This window comes from Streptomyces sp. NPDC094032 (assembly GCF_040303965.1).
Taxonomy (GTDB): domain Bacteria; phylum Actinomycetota; class Actinomycetes; order Streptomycetales; family Streptomycetaceae; genus Streptomyces.
Genome location: NZ_JBEOUE010000049.1, coordinates 1 through 18,970, shown reverse-complemented (window position 1 = coordinate 18,970; position 18,970 = coordinate 1). Strand labels below are relative to the sequence as shown.

The 18,970-nt window shown below is 72.1% G+C and carries 16 protein-coding genes; 9 read left to right on the top strand and 7 right to left on the bottom strand.

The features are described 5' to 3' along the window. Nucleotides 1–27 precede the first annotated feature (27 nt). On the bottom strand, nt 28–291 hold the full coding sequence (locus tag ABTZ54_RS35125; protein ID WP_046911872.1) for a WhiB family transcriptional regulator: 264 nt from the start codon (nt 289–291) through the stop codon (nt 28–30). 692 nt (nt 292–983) lie between these two features. Between ABTZ54_RS35125 and ABTZ54_RS35120 the strand changes: the two genes are divergently transcribed. From ABTZ54_RS35120 to ABTZ54_RS35110, 3 genes are all read left to right on the top strand, one after another. Next, nucleotides 984–1,493, top strand: coding sequence for a cysteine dioxygenase (locus tag ABTZ54_RS35120; protein WP_351671858.1), 510 nt, complete (start codon nt 984–986; stop codon nt 1,491–1,493). 13 nt (nt 1,494–1,506) lie between these two features. Further along, a complete protein-coding gene (gene cofD / locus ABTZ54_RS35115) occupies nt 1,507–2,487 on the top strand; it encodes a 2-phospho-L-lactate transferase (RefSeq protein ID WP_351671856.1) in 981 nt (326 codons plus the stop codon). Nucleotides 2,488–2,558: 71 nt separating this feature from the next. After that, the gene (locus ABTZ54_RS35110; RefSeq protein WP_502997371.1) at nt 2,559–3,839 is read left to right on the top strand and encodes a coenzyme F420-0:L-glutamate ligase; all 1,281 of its coding nucleotides are present in this window, start codon (nt 2,559–2,561) and stop codon (nt 3,837–3,839) included. A 9-nt stretch (nt 3,840–3,848) separates the two neighbouring features. Here ABTZ54_RS35110 and ABTZ54_RS35105 read toward each other — a convergent pair whose 3' ends face one another. From ABTZ54_RS35105 to ABTZ54_RS35095, 3 genes are all read right to left on the bottom strand, one after another. Next, the gene (locus tag ABTZ54_RS35105) at nt 3,849–4,811 is read right to left on the bottom strand and encodes a DNA-3-methyladenine glycosylase family protein (RefSeq protein WP_351671850.1); all 963 of its coding nucleotides are present in this window, start codon (nt 4,809–4,811) and stop codon (nt 3,849–3,851) included. A 157-nt stretch (nt 4,812–4,968) separates the two neighbouring features. After that, nucleotides 4,969–6,051, bottom strand: coding sequence for a mannose-1-phosphate guanylyltransferase (gene manB, locus ABTZ54_RS35100; RefSeq protein ID WP_351671847.1), 1,083 nt, complete (start codon nt 6,049–6,051; stop codon nt 4,969–4,971). A 112-nt stretch (nt 6,052–6,163) separates the two neighbouring features. Then, entirely contained in the window at nt 6,164–7,615 is a 1,452-nt protein-coding gene (locus tag ABTZ54_RS35095; protein ID WP_351671844.1) for a peptidoglycan recognition protein family protein, read from the bottom strand. Nucleotides 7,616–7,751: 136 nt separating this feature from the next. Between ABTZ54_RS35095 and ABTZ54_RS35090 the strand changes: the two genes are divergently transcribed. The 4 genes from ABTZ54_RS35090 to ABTZ54_RS35075 all read left to right on the top strand — a co-directional run bounded on the left by ABTZ54_RS35090 (nt 7,752) and on the right by ABTZ54_RS35075 (nt 13,690). Further along, a complete protein-coding gene (locus tag ABTZ54_RS35090; RefSeq protein WP_351671841.1) occupies nt 7,752–8,510 on the top strand; it encodes a TIGR03089 family protein in 759 nt (252 codons plus the stop codon). Nucleotides 8,511–8,775: 265 nt separating this feature from the next. Next, nucleotides 8,776–9,912, top strand: coding sequence for an LCP family protein (locus ABTZ54_RS35085; protein ID WP_502997370.1), 1,137 nt, complete (start codon nt 8,776–8,778; stop codon nt 9,910–9,912). Nucleotides 9,913–10,179: 267 nt separating this feature from the next. After that, a complete protein-coding gene (locus ABTZ54_RS35080) occupies nt 10,180–11,889 on the top strand; it encodes an LCP family protein (protein ID WP_351671836.1) in 1,710 nt (569 codons plus the stop codon). 55 nt (nt 11,890–11,944) lie between these two features. Continuing rightward, nucleotides 11,945–13,690 (top strand): LCP family protein, encoded by a 1,746-nt coding sequence (locus ABTZ54_RS35075; RefSeq protein WP_351671833.1) that lies wholly within the window; start codon nt 11,945–11,947, stop codon nt 13,688–13,690. A gap of 83 nt (nt 13,691–13,773) precedes the next feature. Here ABTZ54_RS35075 and ABTZ54_RS35070 read toward each other — a convergent pair whose 3' ends face one another. Further along, the gene (locus ABTZ54_RS35070) at nt 13,774–14,790 is read right to left on the bottom strand and encodes a glycosyltransferase family 2 protein (protein WP_351671830.1); all 1,017 of its coding nucleotides are present in this window, start codon (nt 14,788–14,790) and stop codon (nt 13,774–13,776) included. Between the two features lie 127 nt (nt 14,791–14,917). Between ABTZ54_RS35070 and ABTZ54_RS35065 the strand changes: the two genes are divergently transcribed. After that, on the top strand, nt 14,918–16,405 hold the full coding sequence (locus tag ABTZ54_RS35065; protein WP_502997369.1) for an LCP family protein: 1,488 nt from the start codon (nt 14,918–14,920) through the stop codon (nt 16,403–16,405). 36 nt (nt 16,406–16,441) lie between these two features. Here ABTZ54_RS35065 and ABTZ54_RS35060 read toward each other — a convergent pair whose 3' ends face one another. Continuing rightward, a complete protein-coding gene (locus ABTZ54_RS35060) occupies nt 16,442–16,975 on the bottom strand; it encodes an acyl-CoA thioesterase (RefSeq protein WP_351671824.1) in 534 nt (177 codons plus the stop codon). A gap of 131 nt (nt 16,976–17,106) precedes the next feature. Here ABTZ54_RS35060 and ABTZ54_RS35055 point away from each other — a divergent pair, with 131 nt between their 5' ends. Continuing rightward, on the top strand, nt 17,107–18,390 hold the full coding sequence (locus ABTZ54_RS35055; protein WP_351671821.1) for an LCP family protein: 1,284 nt from the start codon (nt 17,107–17,109) through the stop codon (nt 18,388–18,390). A gap of 25 nt (nt 18,391–18,415) precedes the next feature. Here the strand turns inward: ABTZ54_RS35055 and ABTZ54_RS35050 are convergent. Beyond that, nucleotides 18,416–18,970 (bottom strand): acyl-CoA dehydrogenase family protein (locus ABTZ54_RS35050; protein WP_351671818.1); only part of this gene is annotated, 555 nt, incomplete at its 5' end.

The window sequence follows — 18,970 nt, the reverse complement described above, 5'->3', positions numbered from 1 at the left end:
CGGGAGGGCCGCCGGTGGTGGCCGGATTCAGACGGCGGCCTTCTTGAGGCGGCGGCGCTCGCGCTCGGACAGGCCGCCCCAGATGCCGAAGCGTTCGTCGTTCTGCAGCGCGTATTCGAGGCACTCGGAGCGGACCTCGCAGGCGAGGCAGACCTTCTTCGCCTCGCGCGTCGAGCCGCCCTTCTCGGGGAAGAAGGACTCGGGGTCGGTCTGGGCGCACAGCGCGCGCTCCTGCCAGCCGAGTTCCTCTTCCGCGTCCTCGACCAGCAGTTCCTGGAACGTCTCGGTCATGTGCGCCCCTCGTCTGTCTGTGCGTCCCCGTGATGTGGCCGCTACCGATTCCGGCCGAACGACACGAGTGAAATTACAAGTTCGTGCTCTGTGCGAGTCAAGCCGAGATCTGCTATCGGGCCCCGTATTCACTCTGCGGAACCAAGCGTATGCGGAAAGTGTTCAAATCACCAAAAAACGTGACACATGCCACCGGCTTGGCCCCATCGACGTCTCCCTAGAGAGGAGGACGTCCGAGAGTTGGATCTTGTTGCGATCCAGCCACGGAAGCGATCCGGATCACAGTCCGATCACGGACCCCGCCGCGCCCGCACCGCGTCCACGGGCCCGACTGCTGCGCCATGTCTCCTGGTCAGGCACTGCACAAACCTTTCTCCGGGCACTGTAACCGGATGAGGTGAAACATTGCCCCCAAATCGGGCATTGAGTTGACAGTCGGGTGCCCCTCCCGCCACTTTGGTGGCATGCCAGCGACCGCAGCGCCTTCCGCGACCCACGCCCGTGGGTTCCGCAGCGCTGTCCAGGCGCGCTGTTGCTGTTGCTGTCCCAGCTGTTGACCGCTGTTGACGCGCGCGTCCCCCGCAGCGCTCCGGCACCCTCTCCGCGGCCTCCCCGCCGCAGCCTCCGTCACACCCGAGTGACCCCCGCATCGCGACACCCCAGCACACTTCTGCCGAGGAACCACCGCACCCATGAACATGGACAGCGACCTTCAGATCGCCGGCGACATCCTTGAGGTCCCGCACCTCCTGCAGCCCGCCCGCGAGCACCCCGCCACCGTGGCCGAGTTCGTCGGTCTCGCCCGCGAGATCGCCGCCGACCGCGCCAAGTGGGCCCCGTACGTCGAGTACGACGCCACCACCCGCTGGTACCACCGGCTCCGCACCGGCCCCGGCTACGAGGTCTGGCTGCTCTCCTGGCTGCCCGGGCAGGGCAGCGGACGGCACGACCACGGCGTCTCCTCCGGCGTGCTGACCGTCCTGGAGGGCGACCTGACGGAGCGTACGGAACGTGGCGTACGAAGCCTCGGCGCCGGTGCCCAGAGGGTCTTCGCGCCCGGGTACGTCCACGAGGTCGTCAACGACTCCCTCGAACCGGCCGTCAGCCTGCACGTCTACTACCCCGGCCTCACCGAGATGCCGATGCACGAGTCGCTGCGGGCCCAGTGCGCCCCGGCGCCCACGGGAGTCGTACCCGCCTGACACACTGCTGGGCATGCGCATTGTGGTTCTGGCCGGTGGCATCGGTGGTGCCCGCTTCCTTCGCGGCCTCAAGCAGGCCGCGCCCGACGCGGAGATCACGGTCGTCGGCAACACCGGTGACGACATCCATCTCTTCGGACTCAAGGTCTGCCCCGACCTCGACACCGTGATGTACACCCTCGGCGGTGGCATCAACGAGGAACAGGGCTGGGGCCGCGAGGACGAGACCTTCGCCGTGAAGGAGGAGCTGGCGGCGTACGGCGTCGGGCCGGAGTGGTTCGGCCTCGGCGACCGGGACTTCGCCACCCATATCGTCCGCACCCAGATGCTGGGCGCCGGCTATCCGCTGAGCGCCGTCACCGAGGCGCTGTGCGCCCGCTGGCGGCCCGGCGTGCGGCTGCTGCCGATGTCCGACGACCGGGTCGAGACGCATGTGGCGATCGACGTGGACGGCGAGCGGAAGGCCGTGCACTTCCAGGAGTACTGGGTGAAGCTGCGCGCCTCCGTGGACGCGCACGCCGTCGTGCCGGTCGGCGCCGAGCAGGCGAAGCCCGCGCCCGGCGTCCTGGACGCCATCGCCGAGGCCGACGTCATCCTCTTCCCGCCGTCCAACCCGGTCGTGTCCGTGGGCACGATCCTCGCCGTCCCCGGCATCCGCGAGGCCGTCGAGGCCGCGCCCGCGCCGGTGGTCGGCCTCTCCCCCATCGTCGGCGACGCGCCCGTGCGCGGCATGGCCGACAAGGTGCTCGCGGCGGTCGGCGTGGACTCCACGGCCGCCGCCGTGGCGCGGCACTACGGCTCCGGGCTCGTCGACGGCTGGCTCGTCGACACGGTCGACGCCGGTACGGTCGCGGACGTCGAGGCGGCGGGCATCCGCTGCCGCGCGGTGCCGCTGATGATGACCGACCTGGACGCGACGGCCGCGATGGCCCGCGAGGCGCTGGCGCTCGCGGCGGAGGTCCGGGACGCCGGGGACGCCGGGGCCGGCGCGTGACGGCGGGCTCCGAGGGGGCGGGCGTCGAGGGGGCCGGCGTCGAGAGCTTCGGCCGCGCGGCCCGTTACGAGGTGTGGGCGCTCGACGGGCTGCCCGAGGTCGCGCCCGGGGACGACATCGCCAAGCTGATCGCCTCGGTCTCGCCGGGTCTTGTCGACGGGGACGTCCTGCTCGTCACCTCGAAGATCGTGAGCAAGGCCGAGGGGCGGGTGATCGCCGCCGACGACCGCGAGGAGGCGATCGACGCCGAGACCGTACGGGTCGTCGCCCGGCGCGGGACGCTGCGGATCGTCGAGAACCGGCAGGGCCTCGTCATGGCCGCCGCCGGGGTCGACGCCTCCAACACCCCCTCCGGGACGGTGCTGTTGCTGCCCGAGGACCCGGACGCCTCGGCCCGCCGGATCCGCGCGGGGCTGCGTGAGGCGCTGGGCGTCGACGTGGGCGTGGTCGTCACCGACACCTTCGGGCGCCCCTGGCGCAGCGGGCTCACCGACGTCGCCATCGGCGCGGCCGGGGTGCGGGTCCTGGACGACCTGCGGGGCGTGACCGACTCCCACGGCAACGAGCTGAACGTGACCGTGGTCGCGACCGGCGACGAACTCGCCGCCGCGGGCGACCTGGTGAAGGGCAAGGCCACCGGCCGGCCCGTCGCCGTGGTGCGCGGGCTGCCCCACCTCGTCGCCGGTGACGAGGAGCCGGGCGGCCGGGCGCTGGTGCGGAACGGCGCCGACGACATGTTCCGGCTCGGCACCTCGGAGGCGGTCCGGGAGGCGGTGACGCTGCGGCGCACCGTACGGGAGTTCACCGACGATCCGGTCGACCCCGGGGCGGTACGGCGGGCCGTCGCCGCCGCCGTCACGGCGCCCGCCCCGCACCACACCACCCCGTGGCGCTTCGTGCTGCTCGAATCGGCCGACTCGCGGCTGCGGCTGCTCGACGCGATGCGGGACGCGTGGATCGCGGACCTGCGCGCCGACGGGAAGTCGGAGGAGTCCATCGCGAAGCGGGTACGCCGCGGGGACGTGCTGCGCCACGCGCCGTACCTGATCGTGCCCTGTCTGGTCATGGACGGCGCCCACCACTACGGGGACCCCCGCCGGGACGCCGCCGAGCGCGAGATGTTCGTGGTCGCGGCGGGCGCGGGCGTGCAGAATCTGCTGGTCGCGCTGGCCGGGGAGCGGCTGGGCTCGGCCTGGGTGTCCTCGACGATGTTCTGCCGGGACGTCGTACGGGAGGTGCTCGGGCTGCCGGAGGGCTGGGACCCGATGGGCGCGGTCGCCGTCGGGCGGCCGGCGGTGGCGCCGAAGGAGCGGGCGGGACGGCAGGCGGGGGCGTTCATCGAGGTGCGGTGAGCACCGGACTCACCAGCGCGTGATGTCTCCGGGTGTCATCCGGGGTGCTCTGCGGGGCGGGACCCGGCCGCTGAGCAGGATCAGCCGGGCGGCGCGGTGGCGCTGGCCCTCGTAGGGGGCCAGCAGCTCCAGCATGGCCGCGTCGTCGGCTGCCCGGTCGCCCGCGAGGGCCCAGCCGACGATGCCGGGCAGGTGGAGGTCGCCGGTGGTGACCTCGTCGGGGGCGCCGTTGCTGCGCTGGATCGTCTCGGCGGAGGTCCAGGGGCCGATGCCCGGGATCAGTTCGAGGCGGGCGCGGGCCTGTGCCGGGGGCATCGTGGCGGCCTCCTCCATGCGGTGGGCCACGCGGGCGGCGCGGACGATCGTGGCGGAGCGTTTGCCGTCGACGTTGGCGCGGTGCCATTCCCAGGACGGGATCGTGGCCCAGGTGCGGGCGTCGGGCATCGCGTACATGCCGTCCGGGGCCGGGCCGGGGGCGGGCTCGCCGTACTTCCGTACCAGGAGGCGCCAGGAGCGGTAGGCCTCGTCCGTCGTCACCTTCTGCTCCAGGACCGACGGGATCAGTGACTCCAGGACGAGGCCGGTCCTGGTCAGGCGGAGGCCGCGGCGGGCGCGGTGGGTGGTGGCGAGGAGGCGGTGGCGGGGGACGAAGGCGGTCGGGTCGTCCTCGGCGCCGAGGAGTCCCGGGAGGCGGTCTCGGAGCCAGCCTCCGCCGGGGCCCCAGGCGTCCGCGTGCGCCTCGGCGCCGTCGAGCCTTATCCGGAGGGTGCCGGGGCCTTCGGGGGTGCGGCTGGTGCGCCAGACGTCGCCGTCGGGGGTGACGCGGAAGGTGGGGTCTGCGGGGCCTCGGCGGAGGGGGCCGAGGGTTAGGCCTAGGTCCAGGGGGGCGGCTTCGGGGGTGGGGATGGGGATGTGGCCGCCTCGCGTCGTGACGCGGGTGGGGGTGGGTTCTGGGGAGAAGCGGCCTGCCATGTGTTCGAGCGTATCGGGCTCAGTGCCTTGGCCCGCTCCCCAGCGCGACGCGCTGGGGGTGGACGTACAGGCGCGGAAGCCTAGGCCCGGCAAGGGGCGCCGTTCCGTTGTGCCCACCCGTTCCGCCCTGCGGAACGATTGCCCACAACGGGGGGTGCTACTGGTCTGACGAGAAGCGGACTGCTCCTGCTGGGAGGGTGGTTTGGCACCAGATTCGGATGCCGTCTCGGAGTTCGTTGTCCGGGCCCACGTCCGCGCCGTCGCCGATTACCGCGCCGGTCAGGATCGAGCGGGCTCCGATGCGGGCGCCCGCGCCGATGAGGGAGTCGGTGATGACCGCGCCGGGGGCGATGACCGCGTCCGCCAGGACCGTCGAGCCGGAGATACGGGCGCCCGCGCCGACCACCGCGCCGGGGCCGATGACCGTACCGCCGGTGAGCTTGGCGTCGGGGGCGACCCGGGCCGTGTCCAGGACCAGGCGGTCGCCGCAGCGGCCCGGGACCGCCGGGGACGGGGCGCGGCCCATGACCAGGTCGGCGGAGCCGCGGACGAAGGCCTGCGGGGTGCCGAGGTCGAGCCAGTACGTGGAGTCGACCATGCCCTGGAGGTGGGCGCCGGTGGCGAGGAGCTCGGGGAAGGTCTCGCGCTCCACGGAGACCGGGCGGCCGGTCGGGATCGTGTCGATGACCGAGCGGCGGAAGACGTACGCCCCCGCGTTGATCTGGTCCGTCACGATCTCCTCGGGCGTCTGCGGCTTCTCCAGGAAGGCCGTGACGCGGCCGGTGCCGTCCGTCGGGACGAGACCGAAGGCGCGCGGGTCGTCGACCCGCGTGAGGTGCAGCGAGACGTCCGCGCCGGACGACTCGTGGGTGGTCAGGAGGGCTCGGATGTCCAGGCCGGTGAGGATGTCGCCGTTGAAGACGAGGACCGGGGCGTCCGGGCCCGAGCGCAGGTGCGAGGCCGCGTTGCGGATGGCGCCGCCGGTGCCGAGCGGGTCGGTCTCCGTGACGTACTCGATGCTCAGGCCGAGCGCCGAGCCGTCCCCGAAGTACGGCTCGAAGACCTCCGCCAGGTAGGAGGTGGCGAGGACGATGTGATCGACGCCCGCCGCGCGGGCGCGCGCCAGCTGGTGGGTCAGGAAGGGGACGCCGGCCGCCGGGACCATGGGCTTGGGCGTGTTGACCGTCAGGGGACGCAGTCGAGTGCCCTTGCCGCCGACCAGGAGGATCGCTTCTGTCACCTGTCGTCTCTGCTTCCTGTTCGGGTCCGGTCTCATCGCCGGGAAGGCTCCGTTCGCCCGTCCGTACGATATGACCGGTCAGTTTATGCAGATGGTTGAGTCCACGGCCCCATCAGCGCCTTCCCTGGTACTTCGCCGACGCCGACCGGGCGGTGCCGAGCTTTCCGTAGAGGCGCCCGCCGGGGCATTCGGTCGCGAAGCCGTCGCGGTGCCCGGCGATCACGTTGAACCTGACCTTTCTGCCCTTCTTGTACAGGTTTCCGCCTCCTGATGTGAGATACGTCTTGCCCTTCGGATTCACCCCGTACAGGCCCAGCTTCCACGCGGTCAGCCGTGCGACGGCGTTCACCGCCGCGGCCGGCGGGGTGGCTCCGCCGTAGCTGCCGAGCACCACGACGCCCATGGTGTCCGTGTTGAACCCGAGGGTGTGGGCGCCCATGACCGGCTTGCCCACGCCCCCGGCGCGGCCCTCGTAGATGTTTCCGCACCGGTCGACGGCGAAGTTGTAGCCGAAGTCCCGCCAGCCGCTGCTCTTCACGTGGTAGCGGTAGATCCCGCGCAGCACGGAGGGCGCCTGGCGGCAGGTGTAGCGGTTGCCGGTGGCGCTGTGGTGGACGAAGACCGCCTTGATCGTCCGCGTGTAGACGAAGCCCTTCTCGCGCAGCCGCTCGTCGGCGCCCCAGCCCTTGCGGGTGATGATCCGGGGGCGGGGGCCGATGTACGGCTTCGACGCGGGCGCTGCGGCGGGCGATGCGGCGGGCGATGCCGCCGGCAGGGTCGCCAGGGTCTGGGCGCGGGTCAGGGGCGGGAGCTCGGTCCCGGCGGCCGGGGCCGCCTGAGCCGCCTGCGCCGCCTGCGCCCCTGCCGCCGGGACCGTCCGGTCCTGCGGCTCGGCGGCGGGCGGCTCCGGGCCGGGGTCGACCAGCTCCAGGCGCAGGCCCGCGGGGAGCGGGGCGGGGGCTTGCCGGGCCCGCGCCTGCGGGTCCTGCGCCGGGCGCTCGTCCGCGTGCTCCGCCGCGCTCCCTGCCGGAGGCTCGTCCGAGCGCTTGCCCGGGTGCTCCGCCGCGCCCTCCCCCACCCCCTCCTCCGGGCGTACGCGGATCTCCACGCCGTTCGAGTCGCCGACCCAGAGGGGGGCGGTCGAGCCGCGCAGTGTGCGGGAGTGGCCCTCGGTGGTGTCGGGGTCGGCGCCGTGTTCGTCGTTGTGGGTCTCCACGGACTGCCAGTCGGACCAGACGCCGTCCCCGGTGGCGCGGGTGCGGACCTGGACCGTGCCGCGCAGCTCGGTGTGGACGTCGTCCCACACCACGCCGACCAGGGAGAAGGGTCTGACGTCCCGTCGGGTGAGGCCCCGGCCGGCGGCGGAGCCCAGCATCCGGTCGCGCGGGCCGTCCGCCGCCAGGGCTTCGAGCGGGAGCGACTGCGTCGAGCCCGCTGGCTCGGCCGCGGACGCCACGGCGCGGGCCGGGGAGGCGGCGGCGCCGGCCGGCGTCGCGACGGAGAGCGGCAGCGCGAGCACCGCCGCGCAGCTGACGGCGATCGAGGAGGCGAGGTTGGCACGCATGAGGCGATCGTCCGTAGCGGGCGGGCGTTCCGCGCGCCGGGAATCCGCACGGAAACTGACGCCCCGTCGGGCCGACCGGTGGACCGGGTCACCGGTACGGCGGACCCCACGGGGCGCCGCGCGTACGCTTGCCCGCGTGAACGCCAGCGACCGCACCCCCGCCGACCTGCTGCGATCCGCCCTCGCCGCGGACCCGGCCCGCCCCTTGGTCACCTTCTACGACGACGCCACCGGTGAACGCGTGGAATTGTCGGTGGCCACCTTCGCCAATTGGGTGGCCAAGACGGCCAATCTGCTCCAGGGCGAGCTGTCCGCCTCGCCGGGCGACCGGCTCGCGCTGCTGCTGCCCGCGCACTGGCAGACCGCGGTGTGGCTGCTCGCCTGCTCGTCGGTCGGTGTGACGGCCGAGCTCGGCGGCGACCCGGCCGACGCCGATTACGTCGTCGCGGGGCCCGAGGGCCTGGAGGCGGGCCTGGCCTGCTCGGGAGACCGGATCGCGCTCTCCCTCGCCCCGCTGGGCCGCCGCTTCGTCCCGGCGCCGCCCACGGGGTACGCGGACTACGCGGTGGAGGTGCCGGGGCAGGGTGACCGGTTCGCCCCGTTCGTACCGGTCGATCCCGATGCGCCCGCCCTCGTCGTCGACGGTACGGAACTGACGGGCGCCCAGCTCGTCGAGCGCGCCCGGGCGGACGCCGACGCGCTGGGGCTCGCGCCGGGCGGGCGGCTGCTCTCCGGGCGCCCGTACGCGGGCTGGTCCGGGCTCTCCGCCGGGCTCTACGCCCCGCTGGCCGCCGGCGGCTCGGTCGTCCTGTGCCGCAACCTGGACCAGCTGGGGGCGGAGGGGCTCGCCAAGCGGGTGGAGAGCGAGCGGGTGACCACCACGCTCACCGACTGAGCCCGGGCGGGGGTCCGTGGCGGGGGCAGGGGCGGGGTCGCCCCGCCCCGCACGCCCCTCTGTCCCCGCCCCCGTCCCCGTCCCCCTCCCACCCATCCGGCCCATCGACGCGCCGAGTCCCCGGGTCCCCACGGCCTCTCCGGTACATGATCGGCCGGGGGGTACTGATGCCTTCCGCACAACCAAGCGCCGGAAGCGACCGTCTACTTCAGCGAGACGACGCCCGCCCGGCGCGCCGGAGACGCCTTCGAGGACGGACGCAGACGTGACGGACAGCACGGACAGCGCAGACCCGCCGCCGAGACGTAAGCGGCACTGGCTGCGCTGGACCGCTCTGGCCGTGGCGCTCGTGGTGCTGGCCGCGGCCGGGGTCGGGTGGTGGTTCTACCGCAAGCTGGACTCCAACATCACGACGGACACGACGGCCGCCGCCGAGCTCCTCAAGTACGAGAAGGAGCGGCCCTCCCCCGCCGTCAACGCGGCGCGGAACATCCTGCTCATCGGCTCCGACACCCGGGCCGGCGCCGGGAACGGGAAGTACGGGCAGGACGAGGGCAGCCAGCGCTCGGACACCACGATCCTGCTGCATCTGTCCGGCGGCGGCTCCTCGGCGACCGCCGTCTCGATCCCGCGCGACCTGATGGCGACGATCCCGAGCTGCGCCAAGCCCGACGGGACCCGGACCAGGGAGCAGTTCGCGCAGTTCAACTGGGCCTTCGAGTTCGGCGGCACCGCGTGCACGATCCGCACCCTGGAGAAGATGACGGGCATCCGGATCGACCACCACATGGTGATCGACTTCCGGGGCTTCAAGAAGATGGTCGACGCGGTGGACGGGGTCGAGATCTGCCTCAAGGAGCCGATCGACGACGCCGACGCCCATCTGAAGCTGCCCGCCGGGCGCCAGACGCTCCACGGCGAGCAGGCGCTCGGCTTCGTACGGGCCCGCAAGTCCATCGGCAACGGCAGCGACACCGAGCGGATGGACCGCCAGCAGCAGTTCCTCGGCGCCCTGGTGAACAAGGTGCAGAGCGACGGCGTGCTGCTCAACCCGACCCGGCTCTACCCGGTCCTCGACGCGGCCACCAAGTCGATCACGACCGACCCGGGTCTCGACTCGCTGCGGGACCTGTACGACCTGGCCCGGTCGATGCGGGCGATCCCCACGGACAAGGTGCAGTTCCTCACGGTCCCCCGGCGCCCCTACTCGTACAACGCGAACCGGGACGAACTGGTACAGCCGGACGCCAACCGGCTGTTCGCCGCCCTGCGCGCCGACAAGCCGGTGACCGTACGGCCCGGCGGCAACGAGAAGTCCGACCAGAGCGACGGGAGCCCGAGCCCGTCGGAGACCCCGGCCTTCTCCGGGCGGAACGCGGCGGACGGGAGCTGCTCGGGGTAATCGGAGACCGGTCGAGGAGGGGGCCGAGTGACGTACTTGGCAAAGCAGGGACCAAGGGGAGGGACGCACAGCATGGGGTTTGAGCAAATTGCCCGGTTGTAAGGGGCGTGGAATTTGTCACGGACGTCGCCCCACGCTGAACTGGGCGGATAGTGTGACGCGATCCGGTGCACCCGACCAGGTGGTCGCGCACTCGAAGGATCGAAGGACCGAGCGCCCGAGGGGGAGGCGCCTCGCGTGTGGCACCGACGGAGGACTCGAGTAACCGTGGACGCGCACAGCCGTGGACGGGCGGACGAGATCGACCCCGCCGACCAGTGGGTGCTCAACCCGCAGACCGGCAACTACGAACTGCGACTGGACCGCTCCGCTGGGCAGTCGCGGCAGGCCCCGTCCCACCCGCGCCCGGGAGACCACGGCGGCCGGCAGCCGGAGTCCGGCAGCGCCCCGGAGACGGCTCCGCCCGTGCCCGGACAGCGGCGCCGGCGGGTCACCGAGGCGGGCGGGCAGCCGCCCGTGGGCCGGCGCAAGCGCAGGCCCGAGAAGTCCCGTAAGAAGAAGGTCCTGATCTGGACCGGCGGCACGATGGCCTTCGTGCTCGTCGGCGGCGCCGCGGGGGCCTACGCGCTGTACAACCACTTCGACGGCAACCTCAAGACCGTCGACGTGGCCGGCGCGGGCACCGGCGGCTTCCGCAAGGACGAGGCCTTCAACATCCTCCTCATCGGCACCGACAAGCGGACCGGCGAGGGCAACGCGGGCTACGGCGACAAGGACAGCCCCGGCCACGCGGACACCACGATCCTCTTCCATGTCTCCAAGGACCGGACGAACGCCACGGCGATGTCCATCCCGCGCGACCTGGTGATCAACATCCCCGCGTGCGAGACGAAGCAGCCCGACGGCTCCGTCAAGAAGATCCCCGGCCAGACGAACGAGCGCTTCAACATCAGCCTCGGCCAGTCCGACCGCGACCCCGGCTGCACCATGCGGACCGTCAAGGAGATCACCGGTCTGACCGTCGACCACTTCATGATGGCCGACTTCAACGCCGTGAAGGAGATGACGACGGCCGTCGGCGGCGTGAAGGTGTGCCTGGCGAAACCGGTCAACGACCCCAAGTCGCACCTCAAGCTGCCCGAGGGCGAGTCGACCATCATGGGCGAGCAGGCCCTCGCCTTCGTCCGCACCCGGCACAGCTTCGGCAACGAGAGCGACCTGGACCGCATGAAGGTCCAGCAGCAGTTCCTCAGCTCGATGATCCGGCAGATGAAGTCGGACGACACGCTCACGTCCCCGACCAAGCTGTACGAGCTCGCCGACGCCGCGACCAACGCGCTCACCGTCGACACCGGGATAGGGAGCATCTCCAAGCTCAAGTCCCTGGCCCTGGAACTCGCCAAGATCGACACCAAGAACATCACGTTCCTGACCATGCCGGTCATCGACAACCCGAGCGAGCCCAAGCCGATCACGGTCGTCCCCGACCCGGTGAAGGCCCCGCAGCTCTTCGCGATGATGCAGTCCGACACCTCGCTCACCGAGGTGAAGAAGAAGCAGACGGACGCCAAGAACGCCCAGGCGGCGCTCCTCAAGGGCACCCGCTCCACCGCCCACGAGGTGCGGGTCGACGTCTACAACGGCAGCGGCATCCGCGGCGCGGCGCAGTCCACGATCAACTGGCTCCAGAACGAGCACGGCGTGACCCGGTCGACCAACAAGAGCAACGCCCCCGAGAAGGCGACCGCGACCACGCTCACCTACGGACCGAACCAGGCCGATCAGGCCCGCAAGCTGGCGGATCTGATGGGTCTGCCCGCCACGGCTCTCAAGCCGGGCACACAGGACGCCGGGGAGCGCGAGCCCATGACGCTCGTCCTCGGCGCGGACTTCAAGGGCGCGGGGGTGCCCCTCACCGGACCGGCGAAGACGCCGGAAGGTGCGCAGACAGCAGACAAGCAGGTGTGCGCGAAGTGACCCGGACGAGCTTTTTCCGGCCTTGGGCCGCACCTGAATGACGAGGAGACCTGGGGTGGGACAGAGCAGCGTGCGACGGGAGGGGGCGCGAGAACGCGCCCCGCACGCCCGCGACTTGGGCTGGGACGAGACCCTTTACGACGGTGAGGACGGGGAGGCCGGCCAGGGTGCCGGCGCGCCCCGCTCGCGTCGTCGGGGCGGTGGCTCCGGCGACGGTGACGGTGACGGCGGCGGCCGGTCGGGCCACCGGCGCGGCGGCCCGCGCCGGCGCGCCAGGAAGACCGGCAAGAAGACCGGCAAGCGCAAGGTGCTGCGCTGGGTGGCGGCGACGCTGTCGCTGCTGATACTCGGCACGGCCGGCGCCGGATACCTGTACTACGAGCACCTCAACGGCAACCTCCGCGGCGGCGGGCGCGCGGGCGGCGAGAGCGGCGTCAAGAAGGGCGCGGCGAACGCCCTGGGCGACACCCCGCTCAACATCCTCCTGATCGGCTCCGACAGCCGCGCCGACGCCAAGAACGTGGCCCTCGGCGGCGGCAAGAACGACCGGGACCGCCCGGCCCTGGCCGATGTGCAGATGCTGCTGCACGTCTCGGCGGACCGGAAGAACGCCTCGCTCGTCTCCATACCGCGCGACACGGTCGTGCCCATCCCGGAGTGCAAGGACAAGGACGGGAAGTCGTACGCCGCCACCACGAACCGGCCGATCAACGAGTCGCTGGCGCGCGGTGGTCCCGGCTGCACCCTCACCACCTGGGAGAAGCTCACCGGGGTCTACATCGACCACTGGCTGATGATCGACTTCGCGGGTGTCGTGTCGATGGCCGACGAGGTCGGCGGTGTCCCCGTCTGTGTGAAGACCGGCGTCTGGGACAAGCCGACGGCGCGGGTGCCCGGCGGCTCCGGCCTCAAGCTGCCGAAGGGCACCACCGACGTCCAGGGCGAGCAGGCCCTCCAGTGGCTGCGCACCCGGCACGCCTGGGGCAGCGACCAGGCCCGTGCCAAGGCCCAGCACATGTACCTCAACGGGCTGATGAAGAAGCTCCAGGACCAGAAGGCGTGGACCGACACCGGGCGGCTGATGGGCCTGGCCGAGACCGCCACCACCGCGTTCGAGGTCTCCGACGAGATCCGCTCGGTGAAGAAGCTGTTCGACCTGTCGATGCAGCTGAAGAACGTGAACCTGAAGCGGCTCACGACGGCGACCGTCCCGACGAGCGAGTACCCGGAGAACCCGAAGGCGTGGGTCCAGGTGGTCCCGTCGGCCGCCGACCGGATGTGGGCGATGCTCCGCGACGACATCGCCTTCGACAAGAACGGCGACCCGGCCGCCGGGAAGCCGAAGTCCTCCGCGTCGCCGAAGCCGAAGACGCCCGCCGAGGAGCCCGGCTCCTTCCCGGTCCGGGTGGCCAACGGCACCGCCGGCGACGGCCAGGCGGCGGCCGAGGGCCGGGCCGGCACGATGGCCGGCAACCTGCGCGAGAAGGGCTTCACCCAGGCCGAGTCGCTGCGGACCGCCGAGCCGCGCAAGGACAGCGTGGTCTTCTACCCGAAGGCCGACGGCGACCAGGGCCGGGCGAACGCGGCCTCCGTGGCCAAGGCTCTCGGCCTGCCGGACTCGGCGGTACGGGCCGACGCGAAGGTGGAGAAGGTCACCCTGGTGGTCGGCGCGGACTGGCGCGAGGGGTCCACGTACAAGAAGCCGCAGATAGCCGCCGGTGACCTGCCGGAGGGCGCGGACGACAAAGTGACGTGCATGGACGTCTACTCGGTCTACCAGTGGAACGGCAAGAAGAGCTGACCGGCTGACCGACCGGCGTACGGGAAAGGCCGGGTCCCCCTCGGGGGCCCGGCCTTTCGCCGTGATCAGCTCGCTCGGGTCGCTCAGACCGACTCGCTCGTCACCGCGGGGCGCTTGCTCGCGATGACCTTGCGGGCCAGGGCGCGCGGGCTGGTGAGGAAGCCGTAGCCCCACGACATGTGCATGGTCGCCAGCGCCACCGGGATCCGCAGGCGGGCCTTCAGGGACAGGCCCTTGCCGGCCGGGACGGAGCCCGCGGTGATGGCCGCGAGGTAGCCGGCCGGGATCACCAGGCCGAGCGGGGTGAGCGCGGCGCCCACGACCAGGCCCGCGGCGATGGCGCAGACGGCGGCCGGCGGCGCCAGGTAGCGCAGGTTGATGGAGCCCTCGTGGTAGCGGGCCACCACGTGCCGCCAGCGGCCGTAGTCCTTGTACTGCTTCGCCAGCGCCCGCACGGACGGCCGGGGGCGGTACTGGACGCGCAGCTCCGGCGAGAACCAGATGAGGCCGCCGGCCTCGCGGATGCGGAAGTTCAGCTCCCAGTCCTGGGCGCGGATGAACTCCACGTTGTAGCCGCCCGCCCGCTCCAGCGCCTCGCGGCGGAAGACGCCCAGGTAGACGGTCTCGGCCGGGCCGGCGGCGCCGCCGGTGTGGAAGGCCGCGTTGCCCACGCCGATCTTCGAGGTCATCGCGGCGGCGACCGCGTCCTCCCAGGCGTTCTCCCCCTCGGCGTGCATGATGCCGCCGACGTTCTGCGCGCCGGTCTCCTCCAGGAGGCGGACGGCCGTGTCGATGTAGTTCGGCGACAGCATGCCGTGGCCGTCGACGCGTACCACGATCGGGTGACGGGAGGCCTTGATCGCCGCGTTGAGGGCGGCGGGGGTGCGGCCGGTGGGGTTCGGCACGGTGTGGACCCGGGGGTCTTCCCGTACGAGCTCGGCGGCGATCTCGTCGGTGCGGTCCGTGGACGGGCCGAGCGCGATCACCACCTCCATCTCGCCGTCGTACTCCTGTTCAAGGATGTGACGGACCGAGTTGCGCAGATGCCGCTCCTCGTCGAGGACCGGCATGATCACGGAGACAGGGGGCTTGGCGTTCATCGTCCGCCACGTTACCGCGAATGGGGGACACGGGTGCGCGCCGCCGGAGCCGCTGCGGGGTGGCGCTGATCGTATGGGCCTACGGTGCTCACGGTTCCCCCTGTCCCACCCGCGGAGGTGTCCCCCGGTGCCCACACCGCCCCGCACGCCCCGTCCCCGGCCCGCCGCCCGCCCCGCGCCCGCCCGACGGCGGTCAGGGGCCGGCCCAGGGAAGCGGAGACGGCCGAGGCGGCCGAGGTGGGGGATGCGGATGGCGACCACGCTCTCGGTGGTCGTGCTCGCCGCCGGGGGGATCGGGCACGCCGTCGTGACGAGCCTGGACACCGGGATCACCCGGGTCGACCCCTTCAAGGACATGAAGAACCGCCCGCAGGCCGGGAACGGGATGAACGTGCTGGTCGTCGGCACCGACGGCCGGGACCGGATCACCCCCGAGGAGAAGGCGAAGTACCGGCTCGGCGGCGCCCCCTGCCACTGCACGGACACCGTGATGCTCGTGCACATCTCCGAGGACCGGGAGCGGGCGAGCGTGGTGTCGCTGCCGCGCGACTCGTACGCCGAGATGCCCGAGCACACCGACCTGACCACCGGCCGGCACCACCACGCGCACCCGGTGAAGCTGAACGCCGCGTACGCGGAGGGCGGGCCCGCGCTCACCGTGCGGACCGTCGAGTCGATGACCGGGGTGAAGATCGACCACTATCTGGAGGTCGACTTCACCAGCTTCATGCGGACGGTCGACGCGGTGGGCGGGGTGCAGATCTGCACCGCCAAGCCGATGAAGGACGCGTACACCGGGCTCGACCTGCCGGCCGGCACCCATGAGCTCGACGGCGGGCAGGCGCTCCAGTACGTGCGCTCCCGCCATGTCGACGGCGCCGCCGACATCGGGCGGATGCAGCGCCAGCAGAAGTTCCTGGCCGCCCTCATCGACCGGCTCACCGGCGGCGGGGTGCTGCTCAACCCGGTGCGGTTCCGGGAGGTCGCCACCACCATGCTGGGCTCGGTCCGGGCCGACCAGGGCTTCGGTACGGAGCAGATGCTGGCGCTCGCCAAGGCGATGCACGGCTTCACCCCTGCGTCGTCGGAGTTCGTGTCCGTGCCGATCGGCGACATGAGCTTCCCCGTGAAGGGGATCGGCTCCACCGTGAAGTGGGACGCGGCCAAGGCGCAGAAGCTGTTCCAGTCCCTGCGCGACGACCGCCCGCTCGCCGCGCCCCGGCCCGCCCCCAAGGGGCCGCGGCCGGTCGACGTGGAGGTCGCGCCGAAGACGATCCGGGTGCAGGTCTACAACGGGACCCGGACGGACGGGCTCGGCGGGCGGGTGGACGCGGCGCTGCGGCGGACCGGCTTCGACACGACCCAGGCGCCCCGTACGGGGTCCGGGCAGGAGCTCGCGCGCACGGTCGTCGAGTTCGACCCCCGCTGGGACCGCTCGGCCCGCTCGCTGGCGGCGGCCCTGCCGGGGGCGGAGCTGCGGGCGGTGCCGGGGCAGGGCGGGACGCTGCGGGTGACGGCGGGCGCGGACTACAAGGGCGTCACGGCGGTCCGGGCGCGCGAGACGCAGTCGGGGCAGTTCGAGGCGGTGACGGGGGACCAGGTGGTGTGCCCGTAGGGGTTCCTCAGCGCCCTTACGGGCCCCTACGGGCCCCTACTCCTCGTAGCCCTCCGCCGCGCGGCGCTCCCGCAGCTCCATGATCGCGCGGCGGCGGGCCAGTCGGTGGGTGCGGCGGATCTGGGCCTCCTGGTAGCGCCGCTCGTCGCGCTCGGTCTCCGGCATGACCGGCGGGACCGGGCGGGGCTTCCCGTCGCCGTCCACGGCCGCGAAGACGAGGTAGGCGGAGCCGACCTGGGTGGCGGGCGTGGACTCGTTCCAGCGCTCGGCCATGACCCGGACGCCGACCTCCATGGAGGACCGGCCGGTCCAGTTGACCTGCGCCTTCACATGCAGCAGGTCGCCGACCCTGACCGGCTCCAGGAAGGCCATCTCGTCCATGGAGGCGGTGACGGCGGGCCCGCCCGAGTGGCGGCCGGCGACGGCTCCGGCGGCGTCGTCCACCAGCTTCATGATCACGCCGCCGTGCACCGTGCCCAGGAGGTTGGTGTCATGGCTGGTCATGATGTGGCTCAGCGTGGTGCGGGACGCCGAGGTGGGCTTGCCGGGGATGTCGCCCTGATCTGTCATGCCCTCTACCTTATGCCTGGTCCGTCGGCCGGTCCCGGCGCCGTCCGCTTTGCATCAGCTTGGCAACAGCGCCGACCCGATTCCCCACCCGGCCTGTCGGGGCGACGGGCCCTGACGGCAGACTGGTCCACATGAATGACTGGCCCGACGCCCAGCCCGACGGACCTCGCCGGATGCGCCATGTGCAGCGCCCGCAGGTCCCGCCGCAGCAGCCGCAGCAGCCCTACCGGCAGCCGCGGCAGCAGCAGGGGTACGACCAGGGCTACGGCCAGGAGTACAACCCCAGCTTCACGCAGGCCCAGGGCAGCGGTTACGACTCCGGCTACGGCGACGCCCAGGTGTACGGCGCCCCGCAGGGCGGCGGCCGGGGCGGCGGCGGGCACGGCACCGTACCGCCGCAGTACGCCCCCCGGCCCGGCGGCCCCGGCGCCCGGCCCGACTGGCGGCGCCGGATCAAGATCGGCTCGATCGTGCTGGCCGTCGCCGTGGTCGGCTGGAGCGTCGGCACCTACGCCTGGGCCAGCTCGCGGATGCGCAACGAGGTGGACCTGGCCAAGGTCATCGAGCGCCCCTCCGAGGGCGACTGCACCACGTATCTGATCGTCGGCTCCGACAGCCGTGAGGGCATGTCGGCCGAGGAGAAGAAGAAGCTGCACACGGGCTCCGCCGAGGGCAAGCGGACCGACTCGATGATGATCCTCGCGGCCTGCTCCAGCGGGAACACGATGATCTCGCTGCCCCGTGACTCCTGGGTGACCATCCCGTCCTTCGTGGGCTCGGAGTCCGGCAAGAAGTACGGGGAGCGCGGCGGCTCCAAGCTGAACGCCGCGTACGCCATGGACGGCCCCGAGCTGCTGGTCCGCACGGTCGAGTACAACACCGGGCTGCGCATCGACCACTACGCCGAGATCGGCTTCGCCGGCTTCGCGAACATCGTGGACGCGCTCGGCGGGGTCGAGCTGAACATCGAGAAGGGCTTCAAGGACAAGAAGTCCGGCGCGGACTTCCAGGCGGGCACCCAGACCCTGAACGGCGAGCAGGCGCTGGCCTTCGTCCGGACCCGCTACGCCTTCGCCGAGTCGGACCTGGCGCGGACGAAGAACCAGCAGAAGTTCCTGTCGGCGCTTGCCAACCAGGCGGCGACGCCGGGCACGATCCTCAACCCGTTCGCGCTGTACCCGACGCTGGGCGCGGGCCTGGACACGCTGATCGTCGACAAGGACATGTCGCTGTACGACCTGGGGAAGATGTTCTTCGCCATGAAGGGCATCAGCGGCGGCGACGGCAAGTCGATGAACATGCCGATCAACGGCACCGCCCCGCAGAACTCGCTGCGCTGGGACAAGCCGAAGGTGAAGCAGCTCGTCGAGCAGATCCGCAACGACGAGCCGGTCACGGTCACCTCCGACCGGTGACCCGTGACCGGCTCGCGGGCCTCCCTTAGGGGAGGTTGCGGGCCATGACGATGCGCTGGACCTGGTTGGTGCCTTCGTAGATCTGGGTGATCTTGGCGTCGCGCATCATGCGTTCGACGGGGTAGTCGCGGGTGTAGCCGTAGCCGCCGAGGAGCTGGACGGCGTCGGTGGTGACCTCCATGGCGACGTCGGAGGCGAAGCACTTGGCGGCGGCGCCGAAGAAGGTGAGGTCGCCGTCGAGACGCTCGCTCTTGGCTGCGGCGGCGTAGGTGAGCTGGCGGGCGGCTTCCAGCTTCATGGCCATGTCGGCGAGCATGAACTGGATGCCCTGGAAGTCGGCGATGGGCTTGCCGAACTGCTTGCGTTCCTTGACGTAGCCCTTGGCGTAGTCGAGGGCGCCCTGGGCGATGCCGATGGCCTGGGCGGCGATGGTGATACGGGTGTGGTCGAGGGTCTTCATGGCGGTGGCGAAGCCGGTGCCCTCGTCGCCGATCATGCGGTCGGCGGGGATGCGGACGTTGTCGAGGTAGACCTCGCGGGTGGGGGAGCCCTTGATGCCCAGCTTCTTCTCGGGGGCGCC